Annotated in this window: 13 protein-coding genes; all 13 read right to left on the bottom strand. The window is 52.4% G+C overall.

Translation table 11 applies throughout. From position 1 onward, the window contains the following. Positions 1-166: 166 nt before the first annotated feature. The gene (locus P9L94_04765) at positions 167-4,066 is read right to left on the bottom strand and encodes a two-component regulator propeller domain-containing protein (protein ID MDP8243372.1); all 3,900 of its coding nucleotides are present in this window, start codon (positions 4,064-4,066) and stop codon (positions 167-169) included. Between the two features lie 387 nt (positions 4,067-4,453). After that, positions 4,454-5,626, bottom strand: coding sequence for a hypothetical protein (locus tag P9L94_04760; GenBank protein ID MDP8243371.1), 1,173 nt, complete (start codon positions 5,624-5,626; stop codon positions 4,454-4,456). A 21-nt stretch (positions 5,627-5,647) separates the two neighbouring features. Beyond that, positions 5,648-7,057: a secretin N-terminal domain-containing protein gene (locus P9L94_04755; protein MDP8243370.1), complete on the bottom strand. Its 1,410-nt coding sequence runs from the start codon at positions 7,055-7,057 to the stop codon at positions 5,648-5,650. Next, complete coding sequence (locus tag P9L94_04750; protein MDP8243369.1) at positions 7,054-7,623, bottom strand: hypothetical protein; 570 nt, start codon at positions 7,621-7,623, stop codon at positions 7,054-7,056. Before P9L94_04750 ends, P9L94_04755 begins: the two co-directional genes overlap by 4 nt. Beyond that, positions 7,616-8,155, bottom strand: coding sequence for a hypothetical protein (locus P9L94_04745; protein ID MDP8243368.1), 540 nt, complete (start codon positions 8,153-8,155; stop codon positions 7,616-7,618). Before P9L94_04745 ends, P9L94_04750 begins: the two co-directional genes overlap by 8 nt. Before the next feature lie 3 nt (positions 8,156-8,158). After that, complete coding sequence (gene pilM, locus P9L94_04740) at positions 8,159-9,583, bottom strand: pilus assembly protein PilM (protein MDP8243367.1); 1,425 nt, start codon at positions 9,581-9,583, stop codon at positions 8,159-8,161. Further along, positions 9,562-10,923, bottom strand: coding sequence for a type II secretion system protein GspK (locus P9L94_04735; GenBank protein MDP8243366.1), 1,362 nt, complete (start codon positions 10,921-10,923; stop codon positions 9,562-9,564). The genes pilM and P9L94_04735 overlap by 22 nt, the downstream gene beginning before the upstream one ends. Then, the gene (locus P9L94_04730) at positions 10,920-11,753 is read right to left on the bottom strand and encodes a type II secretion system protein GspJ (GenBank protein ID MDP8243365.1); all 834 of its coding nucleotides are present in this window, start codon (positions 11,751-11,753) and stop codon (positions 10,920-10,922) included. The genes P9L94_04735 and P9L94_04730 overlap by 4 nt, the downstream gene beginning before the upstream one ends. Continuing rightward, positions 11,740-12,180: a hypothetical protein gene (locus P9L94_04725; GenBank protein MDP8243364.1), complete on the bottom strand. Its 441-nt coding sequence runs from the start codon at positions 12,178-12,180 to the stop codon at positions 11,740-11,742. The genes P9L94_04730 and P9L94_04725 overlap by 14 nt, the downstream gene beginning before the upstream one ends. Further along, positions 12,149-12,700: a prepilin-type N-terminal cleavage/methylation domain-containing protein gene (locus P9L94_04720; GenBank protein ID MDP8243363.1), complete on the bottom strand. Its 552-nt coding sequence runs from the start codon at positions 12,698-12,700 to the stop codon at positions 12,149-12,151. The genes P9L94_04725 and P9L94_04720 overlap by 32 nt, the downstream gene beginning before the upstream one ends. After that, positions 12,666-13,109, bottom strand: a complete 444-nt coding sequence (gspG, locus tag P9L94_04715; GenBank protein MDP8243362.1) for a type II secretion system major pseudopilin GspG — start codon at positions 13,107-13,109, stop codon at positions 12,666-12,668. Before gspG ends, P9L94_04720 begins: the two co-directional genes overlap by 35 nt. A 20-nt stretch (positions 13,110-13,129) precedes the next feature. Then, positions 13,130-14,356, bottom strand: a complete 1,227-nt coding sequence (locus P9L94_04710; GenBank protein ID MDP8243361.1) for a type II secretion system F family protein — start codon at positions 14,354-14,356, stop codon at positions 13,130-13,132. 29 nt (positions 14,357-14,385) lie between these two features. Then, the gene (locus P9L94_04705; protein MDP8243360.1) at positions 14,386-16,050 is read right to left on the bottom strand and encodes a GspE/PulE family protein; all 1,665 of its coding nucleotides are present in this window, start codon (positions 16,048-16,050) and stop codon (positions 14,386-14,388) included. Positions 16,051-16,481 lie beyond the last annotated feature (431 nt).

Raw genomic sequence — 16,481 nt, 5'->3', positions numbered from 1 at the left:
GCTTCTCTCTTTCTAAGATGTACACGCGTGATGATGAGCCTTATATAGAATATAATGATTTTACGCTGAATTGTAAATACGGTTTTTTTCGCTCTGAGGACAGGATGCGGCGTTGGGTGTTGGATGTAGAAATTTATTGTGGTTCGGCGCGTGGTTGTGATGCGCTTTATCCAAACATTTCGTGAAATTTTTTGTGTAAAATTTCTGAGCGGACGGGCTTGGCGATAAATCCGTCCATTCCTGATTCGACGCAGCGGTCGCGGTCTTCTTGCATGACAGCCGCTGACATTGCGATGATGGGCGTGTGTTTCTGCGTGTCTAATTCGCGATTGCGTATGGCGATGGTCGCCTCCACTCCATCCATCACCGGCATGTGTAAGTCCATCAGGATCACGTCGAATGTTTCGCGAAGGTGTTTATTGACCGCTTGCTGGCCATTGGCGGCGATTTGAACAGTATGCCCCATTAACTGAAGGCGCTTGATGGTGACCAATTGGTTGACCTCGTCATCTTCAACCAAAAGAATATTGAGTGATTTGGTAAACGGTTTGACGGCGCTTTCTTCTTTCGGCTCTTTTGATTTTTGGGTCGGGGTATGGTCGATGATTTTGCTGAGCGAATTATACAGGTCGCTTTGTTTGACGGGTTTGAGCAACATGCCGTCTACGAATTTCCGGTTTTGATGGTTCGGCAAATAGTGGCTTTCGATGGAAGAAAGCAAGACGATTTTGATTGAAGAATAACTGGGGTGTTGCCGGACCCGTTTTGCTAACGAAAGGCCGTTTTCATTTGGCATCAGCCCATCAATGATTGCGACGCGGATGGGGTTTTCATGCATGGCGTATTCCGCCAGTATTTGATCGGCCTGCTCGGTGTTCAGGGCAAGGTGGGGGATCATTTTCCAGGAATTTTTGACCATGTCCCGAAGAATTAACAGATTGGTTGAATTGTCATCAACGATCAAAATCCGTAAATTCACCCAGTTGGCTGGATCAGACAAAACGGGAACGATTTGGTTTTCGGCGACGCCGAATTTTGCCGTGAAGAAAAACGCCGATCCCGGCCCGCCAGTGACATTTTTTGAGCGCTCAAGATAGGGGCTGTCAATCCAAATTTTTCCATTCATCATCTCAATGATTTTCATTGAAATGTTTAACCCTAAACCTGTGCCTCCATATTGGCGGGTGGTGGTGGCGTCGGCTTGATGGAAAAGATTGAAGACGGTGTTCTGTTTTTCAACCGGGACGCCAATGCCGGTGTCGCGTATTTTGAATTGCAGCATGATCTCGCTGTTGTGTTGATGGACGACGGAGACGTCGCATTCCACCTCGCCGTCGTCGGTGAATTTGATCGCATTGCCAATCAAGTTGAGAACCACTTGCTTAAAGCGCAGTTCGTCGCCGATAAGAATCGCGGGGACATCGGGCGAGACGTGGCAGAGAAGTTCGATGCCTTTTTCATGCGCTTTTTCGGAAATGGAGTAGACGGCTTCGTATAATTGTTCGCGGAAATCAAGCTCAATGGGAGACATCTTGAGTTGGCCGGAATCTATTTTCGACAAGTCGAGCACTTCATTAATCAGGTTGAGCAAGTGGTTTGCGGAGTTTTCAGAATGTTCTAAGTATCCCCGTTGACGCGGGGACAGTTCCGTCCCGAGCAATAGTTCGTTCATGCCGATAATACCATTGATCGGCGTACGGATTTCATGGCTCATATTGGCGAGGAATTCTGTTTTGAGGCGCTCTGCATTGAGGGCGGCGGCGCGTTCGACGCTGAGGCGATAGATGATGACGGCAATTGCGATGAAGGCAAATATGAGGAATGAGCGAAACCAGGAGCTGTGCCATATATCAGGATGAATTGCAATGGATAACATTGCGGGTTTGGGGTTCCATACTCCATCATTGTTTGAACCCATTACCTCAAATTTATAATCGCCCGGCGGCAAATTGGTGTATTGAATTGACCGGTTGCTTGCGTCGGTTTCGTTCCAGTTGGATTCGTACCCATTTAGCCGATAGCGATATCGGTTTTGTGCGGTATTGGTGTAATTGAGCGCCGCAAATTGGAAGGAGACAGAGTTTTGAGTAAAGTCGAGTTCGATTTCGCCTCGTGGGTTGGTTTGGCTTAAACCATACTTTCGATTCAACACAGACAACGAATTGATTACGATGGGCGGCGCATACGTATTAATCGCGATCAATGCGGGATCAAATTTGACTAAACCGCCGGAACCGCCAAACACAAACATCTGCTCATCAATTACGCTGGCGACATTTTGGCGAAAGGGAGAGCAGTAAATGCCGTCATGGTCGTCAAAAAAGATAAAGTTTTCTTTCTCGATGTGAAAACAAGCGATGCCGGTGTCTGTACTGAACCACAATGCGCCGTTTTCCGCCTGTAATATCGCTTTGATATTTTGGTCGGGCGCATCATAAAACGTGAATTGGTTTGATGAGGGATCGAACGAGTTCAGCCCTTTATTGGTCCCGATCCAAATCAACCCCTGGTTTCCTTCCAATATACAATTGATTCTGTTTCCATTGAGTGAATTTTGAGTTTCGTCGTCATACGGGTAGCGCTGAAAATTGTTTTGTTCCGGCTGGTAAAGGTTAAGCCCGTAGTTGAAGGAGCCGACCCATATCCGGCCTTTCGAATCCTGGTAGATTGTTCGGATGTCGTTCCCGCTAATGGAGGTTTGATCGTTTGGGTCGTGGCGGTAATAACGAAACATGGATGTCTCTGGGTCGAGAATGTTAATGCCGCCTTTTTCTGTTCCTACCCAAATCGAGTGATCGTCAACCGCCAAAATCGCCCGTACAATATTATTGTTTAAGACGCTATCGGAAGCATTGTTATGGTCATCGTCGGTGTAGGGATAGCGAGTAAACGTCTTGGCGGCGGGGTCGTAGTGGTTTAAGCCTTTCGTCCAGGTTCCGATCCAGATGCGTCCGCTTGGGTCTTCCGTCAAGGCTGTGATTATATTATGGCTGAGGCTTTTTGGGTCGTTTGGATTGTGTTGAAATGTCTCAAATATTTCAGTGTTGGAATCGTAAACGCTGAGTCCGTTGTAAGTTCCTATCCACAGTTGGTCCTCTTGATCTCCACAAACGGCATATAAAGAATCAGAGGGGAGGCTGTTTTCAGAAAACGGGTTGCTGTGGATCGAGTCGAATTGGTATTGCAACGGGTCATAGCGGTTAAGCCCCGTCTCAAAGGTTCCGATCCACATTGAACCGGAAGCGTCTTGATATACTTGGGAGAGAATGTTGCTGCTGATGCTAAAAGGGTTTTTTGGGTCATGCACTTCATGAGAAAATTCTTTTGTCTTGGGATCAAAGAAATTTAATCCGTCCCATGTCGTGACCCAGACCAAACCCATTGCATCTTCAAAAACCGACGTAACGGTTTGGCTTGAGATCGAGTGTGGATTTTCAGGATCGGGCAAATAGACTTGGAACTGATGTAGGTCCGGGTCGAGATAGGCGAGTCCGCCTTCCCAGATTCCCACCCAAAGGCCTCCATCAGCGGCGGGGACGATGCAGCGGATGACGTCGGAGGTAAGATTGGTATTGGCGGGTTCATAAATGGTCTCTTCGCCAGTGTCTAACTGATAATGAATGACGCCGCGGCCTATGGTTCCCAGCCAAATGGAGTTTTCTTCGCCAGAATAAATGGCTGATGCGCATGCAATGGCGCCAGTGTCGTCTTGGGCTTTGACCGGGAACCGCGTAAAGGTTTCAGTTTCATAATCGAACAGGTCGAAGCCTTTTGAGGTACCCACCCATAACCGACCGAATTGATCTTGGGTCATACAATAAACGGCGTTGCTTGACAGGGATGATTCGTCATCAGGATCATGCTGGAAATGTGAACCGAGGTCTCGTTGGGCATTGAGCCGCGTCAGGCCTTTTGCTGTTCCGGCCCACAAATTGTTGTGGTCGTCTTCGAGCATGATGTTTACATGGTCAGCAATGAGTTGGATCGGGCTGTCTTTATCGCTGGTAAATGTGAGGAACTCATAGCCGTCATAGCGGCAGATTCCCAATTGCGAACTAAACCACATATAACCTTTGTGATCTTGTAGAATCCGCGAAATGTAGTTTTGTTGGAGGCCGTTATTGGTGGTGATATGCTGAAATTTATGTTCAAAGGTTAAACGATGCGCAAATGTATCGGCGCAGGTCAATAGAATTAGAGCAACATATAAAAAACAAACGAGCCTATACATAAAAATATTGAACAACCTGTTATTCTTGTATAAACCTCAACCATCGATTAGTAATATTCAAAAACCATACATACAAGTATTTTACGCATTTTAACACAAAATAACGAGTCTGCTACAAGATGGAAAGAATTCAGCCTCCAATATCAAAAAAACGGCCTCATTCTGTAATTCACTTGTCGAATTAAGAAATGAGGCCGGCGTCTTTCTTTTGAACTGCCAGATTTAGAACGGGCGCCCCTTGCTGTTTGATGAGCGCGTGCGTGTTTCACTCTGCTCAGACGAGGTTTCTGTTGGCGCCTCGCCGGGAGCGGACTCTACCGTTGAGGGGGCTTGTGGTTGTCCCAGGTATTGTTCAAATTGCTTCGGAGTGAATGCTTTGGGCAGCAACTCGGATTCGTTGCGTTCAATGGTGGTGCGCTCGATCAGTTTCTCCGGGCCTTCCATCACATACGGCGTCAGGAAGATTAACAACTCCGTTTTGGATTTATTATTTTGGGTGCGGCGAAAAATAGACCCCAAAAGAGGGATGTCGCCCAAAATGGGGATTTTGCTTTCTACTTCGATATTGTTGTCTTCCATCATGCCGCCGATAACAACGGTCTGTCCATTGGGGGTGACGACGACGGTGTCGGCGGAGCGTTTGGCGAACACCGGCGAATTGACGGTTTCAGAAATGGGAACCGTCTCGTCAGTGATCGTTGAAATTTCGGGCGCCAGGATCATCTCAACCAAGCCGTCTTTGGTGATGAACGGCGTCACGCGCAGGATGATTCCGATGTCTTCATATTCAATGACGTTGATGGTGTTGCCCTGGTCGGTGGTCTGGCTGCTGGTGATGAAGGGCACTTCCTGGCCGACGGTGATGACCGCTTCCTGATTGTTGCGGGTGAGGATGGAAGGGCGCGAAAGGACTTCGGTTTTGCCGACTTCGGCGATAGCGCGCATGGTGACAGACAGGTCGCTCTCAAGCAGACGATAGAAGCCGCCCGCTGATTCGGCTGCAACGCCGAACGCGGTGTCGAATACATTGGACCCGGAGCGGTCGTTATTGATGTCGATCGAACCTTCGATACCAAAATCATAATCGTCGCGGTAGGTGACCTCGACGAACAAGACCTTGATTAACACCTGTTGCACGGGGCGGTCGAGGTTTTCGATGATGGCTTTGATGTGCTCGTTGGTGTAATCGTCGGTGATGACGATGATCGAGCGGGAGTCGCGGTCGGCTTCGATGATGGCTTCGCCGATCATGCCGTTTGAGTAATAAGTGCGCTGCGAGCTGGAACTACTAGACGAATTCTGCGTCTGATTGAAATTAAAGTTCCGTTGCGCATCGGCGGGCAGCGCTATCGCGATCAGGGCCAGTAGGGTTGCGAGTGCGAATATTCTTTTCATGAGTTCAACCTTTGTCCTTCTTTAATTAAACCGCTGGGTTGCGCCGGTATCGAGATTGACGGAGCGGTTGGACAGCGTGTTTTGGTTGGTGTCCGCCGTCCGGTTGATGTTGGTGTTTTGCGATTCAAAAATATTGCGCAGAATTTCAGCGACGTTGTCCACATCCGCGAACTCAAGCCGATAGACGAACACGCGTTGTTTTTTTGAGGTGTCTGAATCCAGGCGTTTGATCATCTGTTCGATTTGCTGCATGGTTTCTTGCGCGGCGAACACGACGACCGAATTGGTGCGCGGATCGGCGACGCTGCGTACGGTGGCTTGTTGCAACTGGCGCTCGCTGTTGTCTTGTTGCGATTGCTGCGGCCCACCGCCGCCTCGTCCGAAGAATGCTCCTGGCCCAAAACGGGGCGCGGCCGCATTTTGGTCTTGACTCGAGTCGTCAGGGAAGAGTTCTTCGATCTGTTCAGCCATTTCATAGGCGTCGGCGTATTCGAGGCGGAACACCTGAATCTCGGTGAGATCGGAGACCGCCGTGTCAACCTGGCGGATGAGTTCTGAAATCGTCGCCATGTATTCTTCGGGCGCGCTGACGATGAGGGCGTTGGTGTTTTCGTCGGCGACCGCCACTACGCGAGACGCTGCTTTGCGGGCTTCGCTGTCGCTTTGTTCTTCATCGCCGCCCCGCGGGCCGCCTCGGCCAAAGAACCCGCCGGGGCCGCCGCCGCCGCGTCCGCGGTTGTTGTCGGAATCTTCGACTTCAAATAGTTGATTGACAATGTCGGCGAGTTCGGCCGCATCGGTGTATTGCAGCGGATAAACATTAATCGCTGAGATGCCGGAGATCGACGTGTCGAGAGCGCGGATGATCGCCATCATGCGATGGATGTTCGCTTGAGTGTCGGTGATGATGACGGCGTTGCTGCTTTCGTTGGCGGTCATGGTTGCGTAATCAGCCAACAGCGGCGATAGGTTGTCGATGAGCGCAAGCGCGTCTGTGTAACGGACGGGAATGATTTGCGTAATCATTTCGTCGGTTTTGGGTACCAGATCGGGGTTGTTGCCCGTCTTGACCGGGATGTCTTTTTTAATGGCGTCGTCCCGGTCGACGATGGTGAGGATGCGCCCGTTGCGGATGGCGGCGTAGCCTTTTTCATGCAACACGGTGTTTAGCAGGTTGATCGCTTCGTCCTGGCTTAAGGGCTGGCGGCTCCAGACGTCAATTTGGCCTGAGACGTCTGTTTGTTTGACGATCACGAACCCGGCGATTTCGCTGAGGTAGTCGAGCACCGCGTCCAGGCTGGCCCCGCGAAAATTCAAGAGGATTTCATTGTCGCCGTTTGGCGTTGGCTTGGGCGCCTCCTCCTGAGCGAACGAAGTTTGTTGTATAAAAAGCAAGGTCGTCAACATGAGGCTTAGGGTTGCGGCTTTCATTGGCTTTGCTCCTGATTTCGTTTTTCCATGAGTCTGCGCAACAGGTCGGTGGCTGGTGTGGGTTGTTCTTTTGGGCCGTCATTTTTGGGTTTGAGTTCCACCCGGCGCGGGGCGTCTTGCAGGCGCCACGGTTGTCCTTCTTCTCTCGCCAGCCCTTTGCCGACGGGGAGGACCATCTCTTCATCGCCGAAACGAAGATGAAGGCTTGAGATTTCAATGGCCTGGATGACGCCGCCGCCGATTTCTGCGCCGACGGTCAGTACGCGGCGGTAACTCGAAGACGAGCCGTCGAAAAAGGCGAAGCGCTGGGTCTCGGTGACAAGGGTTCCGACCAGCGAAATTTCATCCGCCTGCGGTTTTACTTCAACCACCGGTTGTTCAATTTCCTTTTCCCGGTTTGGATTGAAGATGTTGCGTTCATAGATCAGGCGGAACGTCGAAAGTTCGTTTGTCTCTTCGTTGGAACTTTCCTGACTGAAGCATGGCGCCGCGAGCAGCGTTCCCAAAAAAAGAAGGAGCGCGACGGAGGCGAATGAAGGAAGCGGGTGCGTTTTTGTATTATTCATCGTCTGTATCCGGTTTAAATTGAAGACCGCTGAACACAACGGTCAGAGTGAGTTCGTTTCCCGTCTCATCGCGGGCGATGAGATCGATGTCTTCCACTTTGAGCGACAAGGGGTCGCTCTCGAGTTGATGTAAAAAATGAGTGATGGAGCGAATCGGGCCTTGCAGCGATGCGCGGCATTCTAATGTGAAATAGGTATCGTCCTGGTCTTTCCATTGCGGCTTGAATGAAAGAATGTTGACGCCGCTTTCATTGACCCAATGGTCGACCGCTTGCAGAACGAGGCTTTCCGCTTGCGGCTTGTCGGCGGGCAAGGCGTCGCGCTGCATTATGTGCCAGCGGTTGCGCAGCGACCCTTCGCGCGAAAGCAACAGTTCGCCTTCCGCAAGCGACTGACGCAACGCCGCAACGTCTTCGGCGGTCTCTTGCCAGTAGGCGATCAATGGAGACGCGATGAGTTTGTCGCCCGCGAACAACGCAAAGCAAAGTATGGCGGCGATCACTAACGTTCGTTGTCTGTTTTCGCTGTTCATGGTTTAGTTGCCGATCCACTGAAATTTAAAGGTGAATGTAGTAGGCGCTTCGCCGAGCCGTTGTTCGAGATTTAAGTTTTGGATGCGCTCGTCTTGATATAAGCGGTTCAGCATTTCTGAAAGCGCCCGATTGTCGCGGGTGAAGCCGGAACAGGAAATCGCCTGGTTTCCGTCGATCTCAATGATCTTCACCCATACGCTGCCTTCTTCAGGGAACGCTTCGACCAGGCTCTGAATGCTCGATAAGACCGGCAGCGATTCGTCAAACCACGGGCGAAATTGCCTGACGTTGTTTTGAATGAGGCTGACTTCATCTACCTGGTCGCGGATTTTCTCCCAACGGGAATTCAGGCCCGACCAGGTGAAATGCTGATAAAGCAGCGCGGCGATGACGACAACCAGCACGATTGAGACTGACGCGCCCGCGAGCAGGCTGCCGCGCGAAGAAATTTTTGACGCCCATTGTTTGAGCCGGTTCACTTTGGGCGGAAGAAACTCGATCTGGGCTTTTTTGTCACGGACGAATTGGTTAGCCGCTTGATAGATGGGGCTGATCCAATAGGCGTCGCCGTTCATCACCGCCGGCTGCTGCGGCAGCGTGTTGAACTGAAGCCGGCGCATGTTCATTGCATCCGCAAACGGGGCCGCATGGCGGCTGAAATCGTCGACCCATTCTTGCGGGCCGCAGATCACGAGAGTGCGGATTGCGGTTTGCACTGAAAGCGGAAGTTCGCTGAGGGTTACGCGAATGTCGCGAAACAGCGCGGGGACGGCGTCTTGTAAATCATGCGTCCAGTTGGTTTCAAGAAAACGAAAGCCGATCATTTTGCCTTGGCGGATGATCTGGCAATCAATGCCGTCTTCTCGCTTTTTAAGGAACACGGCGTTTTCGCATTGGGCGTCTTTTGAATCCGGCGGCAGCCCGATGGTGAAACTCACCGGCGTGAGTTTGGCTTTTTTGCAAACGGCGCGCAGCGTTTCAATGTGCGACAAACGCACGGCCGCAATCGACGCAAAGCGCTTGCCGTCGCTGGTTTGATACCAGGTGGTTGAGAGCGACAACTCATCGAGCGGGAAGGGAAACGCGCGCTCGGCTTGCAGGCGGATGTAATTTTGTAAATCCTCGGGGGACAAGTCGGGGACTTCGATACGGTGTTTCAAAATCCATTGCAGCGGCAGGCAGATCATGCAATGCGATTCTTGAATGCCCACTTGGGCGAATTGTGCGCGAATTTCTTCGCCCAATCGGTCGGGATTCGACAAAAGCCAATCGGCTTCGATGGGGGCACTGAGCGTTTTTTTGATTTTTAATCCATGCCCGTTTTTAACCGCAGAAACCGCTTTGACCGATTCGCGCTCAAATTCGATGCCGATGATAGATTTATATACCGATGACTGCGAACCAATCACAGCGCTGACTCCTTCCATTGCATGAGATCGCGGCGCAGGCGTTCGCCCAGCGCCCAACCCATTCCGCTCAAGTCGCGGCGATAGACGATTTTTGCTTCTCCCTCGCTGAGGTCGATGACGAAGCGCGTACGCCGGAACCCCCGGCCATGACGCCCCACCGCCGCCGCGTCAACGGTGAACTGATACGATTGCCCGGTCAGATACGGCCCGGCTTGGATGGTGTTTTCGTCGCCTAAAATATCTTTGACCCAGGCGACGGAATTGTCTTCGAGATGGTCTGCTTGTTGCGAGGCGATTTCTTGCGCCTGGGATTCATCAATGCCGGGGACGCACGCCAAGACGATTGCGCTGGCGGTGTTGACGTTGATGAGGCCCGGTTGATATTCGTCGTCGCTGATGGAGATTTCCGTTTCGATTTGTGCGAACTCTTCTTCGCTGAGACCGCTGACCATGTAGAACTGCAACAGGCTGGTAAAGTCGTCTTGTCCCTGACCTTGCGACGTCGTGATTTGACCGCCCCGTTCAGAGCCGAAGGTTTCAGTGAACAGCGTGGTCAAGGCTTGGTCGTCGTCGCCGTTAATGTTGACCCGCGCTTCGCCTTCGCTATTGGTGTTGGGAACGCGGCTGTAGACGGTGACGTATTCAAACAGGCCTGCGTCGAGCGCGCCGTCGCGGTTGTCGCTGGGCAGAGAAATATCGCCGTCGCTTTCGTTGGGGTCGAGTAAGCCATTCAGGTTGGCGTCTTCGCCAAACAATACATCGTCGTCGGCCTGATAGACCATGCGTAATTCAAACACCGTTTCAAACGGGGCGTTTTTGCATTGGTAGGATGGATTCAACATCGCATACGCATCGGCCTCGGCGCCGTTCTCCGTGACCTCGTCGTCTTCGTCGCGCCAGTCGATGATGGCGGCGGCGAATTGTTCGGTCATGCCCGGGAGGGCCTCTAACATTTCCACCGTCGCGGTGTTGATGTTTAACTTGGAGCCTTCGTCAATCAATCCAAATTCAGGAATGCTATCGGTCGAATCCTGATGGTTGCGCCCGATCATCCACAACAGGGATTCGCCGATCTGTACCGCCTCGGGGTAATATTCGTCTTCATCAGGAACCGAGCCGCTTGTTTCAAGGTTCTCTAAAATATGGGTCGCGTATCGCGCCGCGCTTTCGACGGCGAATTCGGCCTGGGCGCCCGCTTTGGAATTTTCTGAAATGCGATACTCAAACATCATTGACTGACCAAACAGCAAGGCGACAGTCACCAGCCCGGCTGCGATCCATAATACGATAATTAATACCGCGCCCGATTGCGCGTTGTGATTACGTTTTATGCGATGAGAAATCGAGGAGCGCTTCATCGTTGCGTTCCTCCGCTTTGCCCGTCGTTGTTATTTTCGCTGTTGGGGTTGTTGTTTTCTCCGTCGCTGGATGCAGTCTCTGCGGTCTCTTCGTCCTCTTCGGGCTGAGTGATGGATTGCATGGTGATCGGGACGAGGAACTCAATTTGTTCGAGCGGCTGTTGTTTTAGATTGACATCGACCGCAGCTTCATCGCTTGGTTTTGCAAGTATTAGTTGTACGCGGACCGCTTGCGGCAACAACGCCGTTTCCTCGTCGTCTTCCGCCATTTCGCTGCTGTCCCACGTTTCGCTCCACGATTCGCCGTCGTAATATGAGACCATGAAGCCGCGCACGTCAGCCAGCAACGCCTGGACGGGAGGCTCGTCATCGGTTTGCGCGAGCACGTTTTGTTCAATCGAGCGGACTAGGTACAAACTGTCTTCTGGGCCGACTCCGCTTTCGTACATCGCGGGGATTTCTTTGAGAGTGTATTCCACCCGTTGGACGTCGCTCCAAGGTTGAGACGAGTCGAACGCGCCGGAGGTTGTATAGAACTCCAATTGAGAAATAGGCATGTCGCGCCCGCCAATGTCTTCGCCGATGATCTCGCTTTCGAGGGCTTCGCTGGGCGGGAGCATCTGTTTGAGGTCGCGCTTCATCACGCTGACGGCGTATTGTTGCGCGCTGGTGCGGGAGACGGATTCATAGGAGCGGTCGCGCATGTTGAATGCGTTATAGAGAACGGTATTCAGCGAAATGATTAAGATCGCCGAGATCGCCGTCGCCGACAGCAACTCGATCAGGGTGAACCCTCTTTCGCCGGGTATGTTCCGCTTAACTCTCTTCATTCAATTCGTCGTCGCTGACTAAGGCGCTGAGCTGTATGAAACGCTCTTGGCCTTGTAATGGAAAAAACACGTACACCGTGAGTTCCGTCATGTCGTCTTGTTGCCAGGTTTCAGATGTCATTTTCCAATGAAAGAAGGGGTGTTCGTTTTCAAAACTCCCCTCATTGCGTCCCGTCTGCCAGTCCTGGTTGATGATGGTTTCGTTCATCACTTGTTCCGCCAGACGTACGGCGACCGCTTGGCGCTGCGAATAGACCGACGCGCGGTGGGCGATGGATATTCCCTGCAACGCGGTGGGAATCACAATGGCGGTGAACAGCATCGCCGCCAACACCTCAGGAAACGTAAAGCCGCGTTGCCCGCGCTTACTAGATAGAACGCCGCGTCGCCGCGCTTTATTGGATGTAGTACGATAAATCCGCATCATCTTCATCCACGATCTCAAATTCCGGGCGCAACAACGATTGTACGATGATGATTCCGTCTTCGTTTTTTTCGTTGCTGCGTTGAAAGTGAAGTAATTTTACATTTTGCGCATCGATGCCGCCCTCGGCGTCGAACACAAAATAATTCATGCCGTCTTTGTCGGTGTTTATGGGATACAGTTCAAATTCAATATCGTCCGGCAATTCAAAGCCGATGTTCTCGTCGGTCTCTAATTCATAGCCCGGCTGTGGTCTCAGGCCGTATTCCTGGCGCGGAGAGTCGATCCACATAAGCATCGGGACGCCGGTCGAAACCGCTTGCGCGCGGGCGTAGCGGGTCAGCGCTAAGAACTGGCGGGCTTCATCGAGCATCTCGTTGCCGCGAAAAAAGCGCGATAATGACGGCGCTGAAATCAGAGCAATGATGGTCAACAGGCCCATCACCAAGATCATCTCGATCAGGGTGAAGCCTTGCGCGGCGCTCCGGTTATTTCTTTTTCGTCCAATTGTTAATGTCATCATCGCCGCCGCTGCGTCCGTCCGGCCCCATCGAAAGGATGTCGAACCCGCGCGTGTTATGTTTGCCGGGATAGGTATACGCATATTCGTTGCCCCACGGGTCGATGGGCACGTCGTCGATATACGGCCCGCGCCAGTCGTTGGCGTTGTTGGGCGGTTCGACCAGGTCTTCAAGCCCGCCGCTGCCTTTGGGATAAAAGCCGTTGTCGACCTCAAACGCGGCCAGCGCCATTTCGAGATTTTTGATCTGAGTCAGGGCGGCGGTGACTTTGGCTTGTTCGGATCGCCCGGCGAATTTGGGCACGACGATGGCCGCCAAGGTCGCCAGAATCACCAGCACCAACAACATCTCCACCAGGGTAAAGCCGCTTTGGGCGCGGCGTCGTTGTTTCTGTTTCGTTTTTGTGTTCATGCTGCGTCTCCTCTTCAACATCATTTGATGTAGTCTTGTATGGTAAAAATCGGGATCACCATCCCGACGAAAATCGTCCCGATGAATCCCGCAATAATGAATAACATCAGCGGTTCGCACAACGACACCGCCGTGCGCAAGTTGCGCTCCAAGTCGCTTTCGGTCGTGTTAGAAAGACGCAGCAACTCTTGATCGAGCCGCCCGGTTTCTTCAGCGACTTTAATCATTTCAAGCACCGTCCCGGGGAACAACTGCTTGCAGTCGGCGAAACTGGTCGCGAGTTGGTCGCCTTTTTTTACGCTTTCAATCGATTCCGACACCGCGTCGGATAAAATCTGGTTCTGAATGGATTTTCGCGCGACGTTGAGGCTGTTAATGAGCGGAACGCCCGCGCCGAGCAGCGTCCCCAACATGCGGCAGAAGCGCGCCATCGCGAATTTTGCGTTCAGCGGGCCGATGACCGGCAGGTTGAGCAGCGCGGTTTCTTTGATGCGCTTGCCCTGGTCAGTCGCCAGCCACGCGCGGGCAAAGTAATAGGCGACCCCTACGGCGATGGCGACGAATACGCCGTAGTTGCGAATGATGTCGCTGGCAGAGACGATGACTTGGGTCAGCATAGGTAAATCGGCGCCGAAGCCGGAGAATAATTTTTGAAAACGTGGGATGAAAAAGACCATCAGGAAAATGACTACCGCAATCGCCAAGGTCAGCAAGACAGCCGGATAAATCAATGCGGACATTACCTTTGAGCGCAAATCTTTTTCACGCGATTGGAATTCGGCGATCTGATGCAACACCAAATCTAAGAAGCCGCCCGTCTCGCCCGCTTGCACCATCGCGACATACACGCGTGGAAATGTGTCGGGGAACTGCGCCATTGAGTCGGCCAGCGAGTTGCCGTCGACCACCAGGTCATGCAGTTCCTTCCAACGCGCGGACGCGACCGGGTTGCCTGTTTCTTTGTATAACAACACCAAAGCGCGGCTCAGCGGGATGCCCGCCGCCAGCAGGTTTGACAAGAGGCGGGTGAAATTTTCTAACTCGCTGTAGGAAACGCGCTGGCTGAATTGCAGGCCGTCAAACAGTCCTGCGGTTTTTTGCTTGCCGTTGCGTTCTTCTTCGATTTGAATGGGGTTCCAACCGCGCGCTTCTAGTTGGCTGAAGGCGTCGTTTTTTCCTTGGGCTTCAATCAGCCCTTCTGAGAGCGAGCCATCGCTTTGTAGTACGCGGTATCGGTATTGTGACATCAGGTTTCGTCTTCTTTTCTGAAAATATGTTACGCTTTAACGCCCTCGTCTTTGGTCACGCGCAAGACTTCGTTGACGGTGGTCGCGCCCTGCACGACCAGCCTCCATCCGTCTTGGCTGAGCGTGTTCATGCCTGAACGCAGCGCCGCCTGGCGGATGACGCCGGACGAATGTTCATTTAAAACCATCTCACGAATTTCGTTGGTCATGCCCATCATCTCGAATACTGCCCGGCGTCCATGGAAGCCGGTCTGGCGGCATTCTTCGCAGCCAGTGGCTTGATAGATCACGGCGTCGCTTTGTATCTCTAAGCGCTGACGCAACGCATGGGTTTTTTCGGTATGGTCTTCCTGCTTGCAATGAGGACACAACACCCGCACCAGCCGTTGCGCCAGAATCGCTTCCAGCGACGAGGCGACCAGGTAAGGCTCGACGCCCATGTCGATCAAGCGCGTAATCGCGCCGGGGGCGTCGTTGGTGTGTAGGGTCGAGAAAACCAGGTGGCCGGTCAACGAGGCTTGCACGGCGATCTGGGCGGTTTCTTCATCGCGAATTTCACCGATCAGAATCACATCGGGGTCGTGGCGCAGAATCGAGCGCAGCCCCCGCGCAAAGGTGAGGCCGGATTTCTCTGACACCTGAATCTGGTTAATGCCTTTGAGCTGGTATTCAATCGGGTCTTCGATGGTGATGATCTTGCGCTCGCTGTCGTTAATCTCGCTCAGCGCGGTATACAACGATGTGGTTTTCCCGCTGCCGGTCGGCCCGGTGACCAACACGATGCCGTGCGGTAATTCAAGAATGCTGCGAAAGAGTTGGTCTTCGCGCTCGGCCATGTGCAGTTCGCTTAGCGCCAGGATGGATGAATCCTGCCGCAAGAGCCGCATGACCACTGCTTCGCCGTGCAGCATGGGGATGATGGAAACACGCACGTCGACTTCGCCGTCTTTAATGCGGATTTTAATGCGCCCGTCCTGGGGCAGGCGCTTCTCGGCGATATTCAAATGGCTGAGGATTTTAACGCGAGAGACAATCGCGGGCTGAAAGCGTTTGATCTGCGACGGCACCGGTACGCTCTGCAACACGCCGTCGATGCGGTAGCGGATGCGCAGTTCATCTTCAAACGGCTCCATGTGAATATCGGTCGCGCGCAAGTCGATGGCGTCGCTGAACACCTGGTTGACGAATTTAATGATCGAGGCGTCTCCGGCGGCCTGGTCGAGGTCGACGTTGTCGTCAGACGATTCTTCAACGATTTGCAGGTTCAGGTCGTCGTCGAGCGAGTCGATGGTGTCGGCGCCTACGCCCAAGCGCTCTTTGAGCTCGCGCAAAATGCTTTCGCGCGGCGCCAGCACTGGTTGCAATTTTAATTGAGTCATCGAACGCAGCGCATCGAAGCCGTCTGTCGCAAACAATCGGCTGGTGGCGATATCGACCGAGCCGTTGGTGCGCTGCAGCGGCAGTAATTCTTCTTTCAACAAGACGCGCGCGGGAAATTCAGAAAGTAGCTGGCGGTCGATGGGCACATCCTGTAGGGATGTGATGGGGAGTTGATACTCGACCGCCAGCCAATGTAAAACATCTTCCTCCGAGTCGGCTTGAACGCTGCCCTGGTCGATTAACGCAAACAGTTTCTCTGCATCAGCAACCGACAGTTGCTTCTGTTCGACCATTGATTCTAACAAACCCGACATGGAGGTCTCCCTTTCCGATTGGAGATGAATTTTCGTTCAAATGTCTGGCTCGACGGCCAGACGGACCGGGTGTATCCAGCCTTGTATGAAATTAAACGGGGCGGATTGAGATTTATTGAGCGGTAAGCCAATTATTTTCAAAGATGAAGACAGCAAAGCGCTGGCGTGTTTTATGCGCGTCGTTGATTGTTGGTTGAGAGTAAATGCCCGGTAAAAATATTGGTTCTTCCGAAAACGGGATACTTTTTTACAAATTCAATTGAGATTTCAGTGCATGTGGCATGGGCGCAACTTTGCTCGCTTCAGTGCGGGCTATCAGGCCCTTATGCACAGGCGCTCCCAGAGTTGCACCCATGCCTGAATTGGTTTGTCAATTTTTGATAGGCCGGACTACGTTTTCCTAGCCATCCATCAATGTTGATCCTCAATTA

Source organism: Candidatus Hinthialibacter antarcticus, assembly GCA_030765645.1.
Lineage (GTDB): Bacteria > Hinthialibacterota > Hinthialibacteria > Hinthialibacterales > Hinthialibacteraceae > Hinthialibacter > Hinthialibacter antarcticus.
The sequence above is the reverse complement of the archived record's forward strand: the minus strand, read 5'-3'. Positions and strand labels throughout refer to the sequence as shown.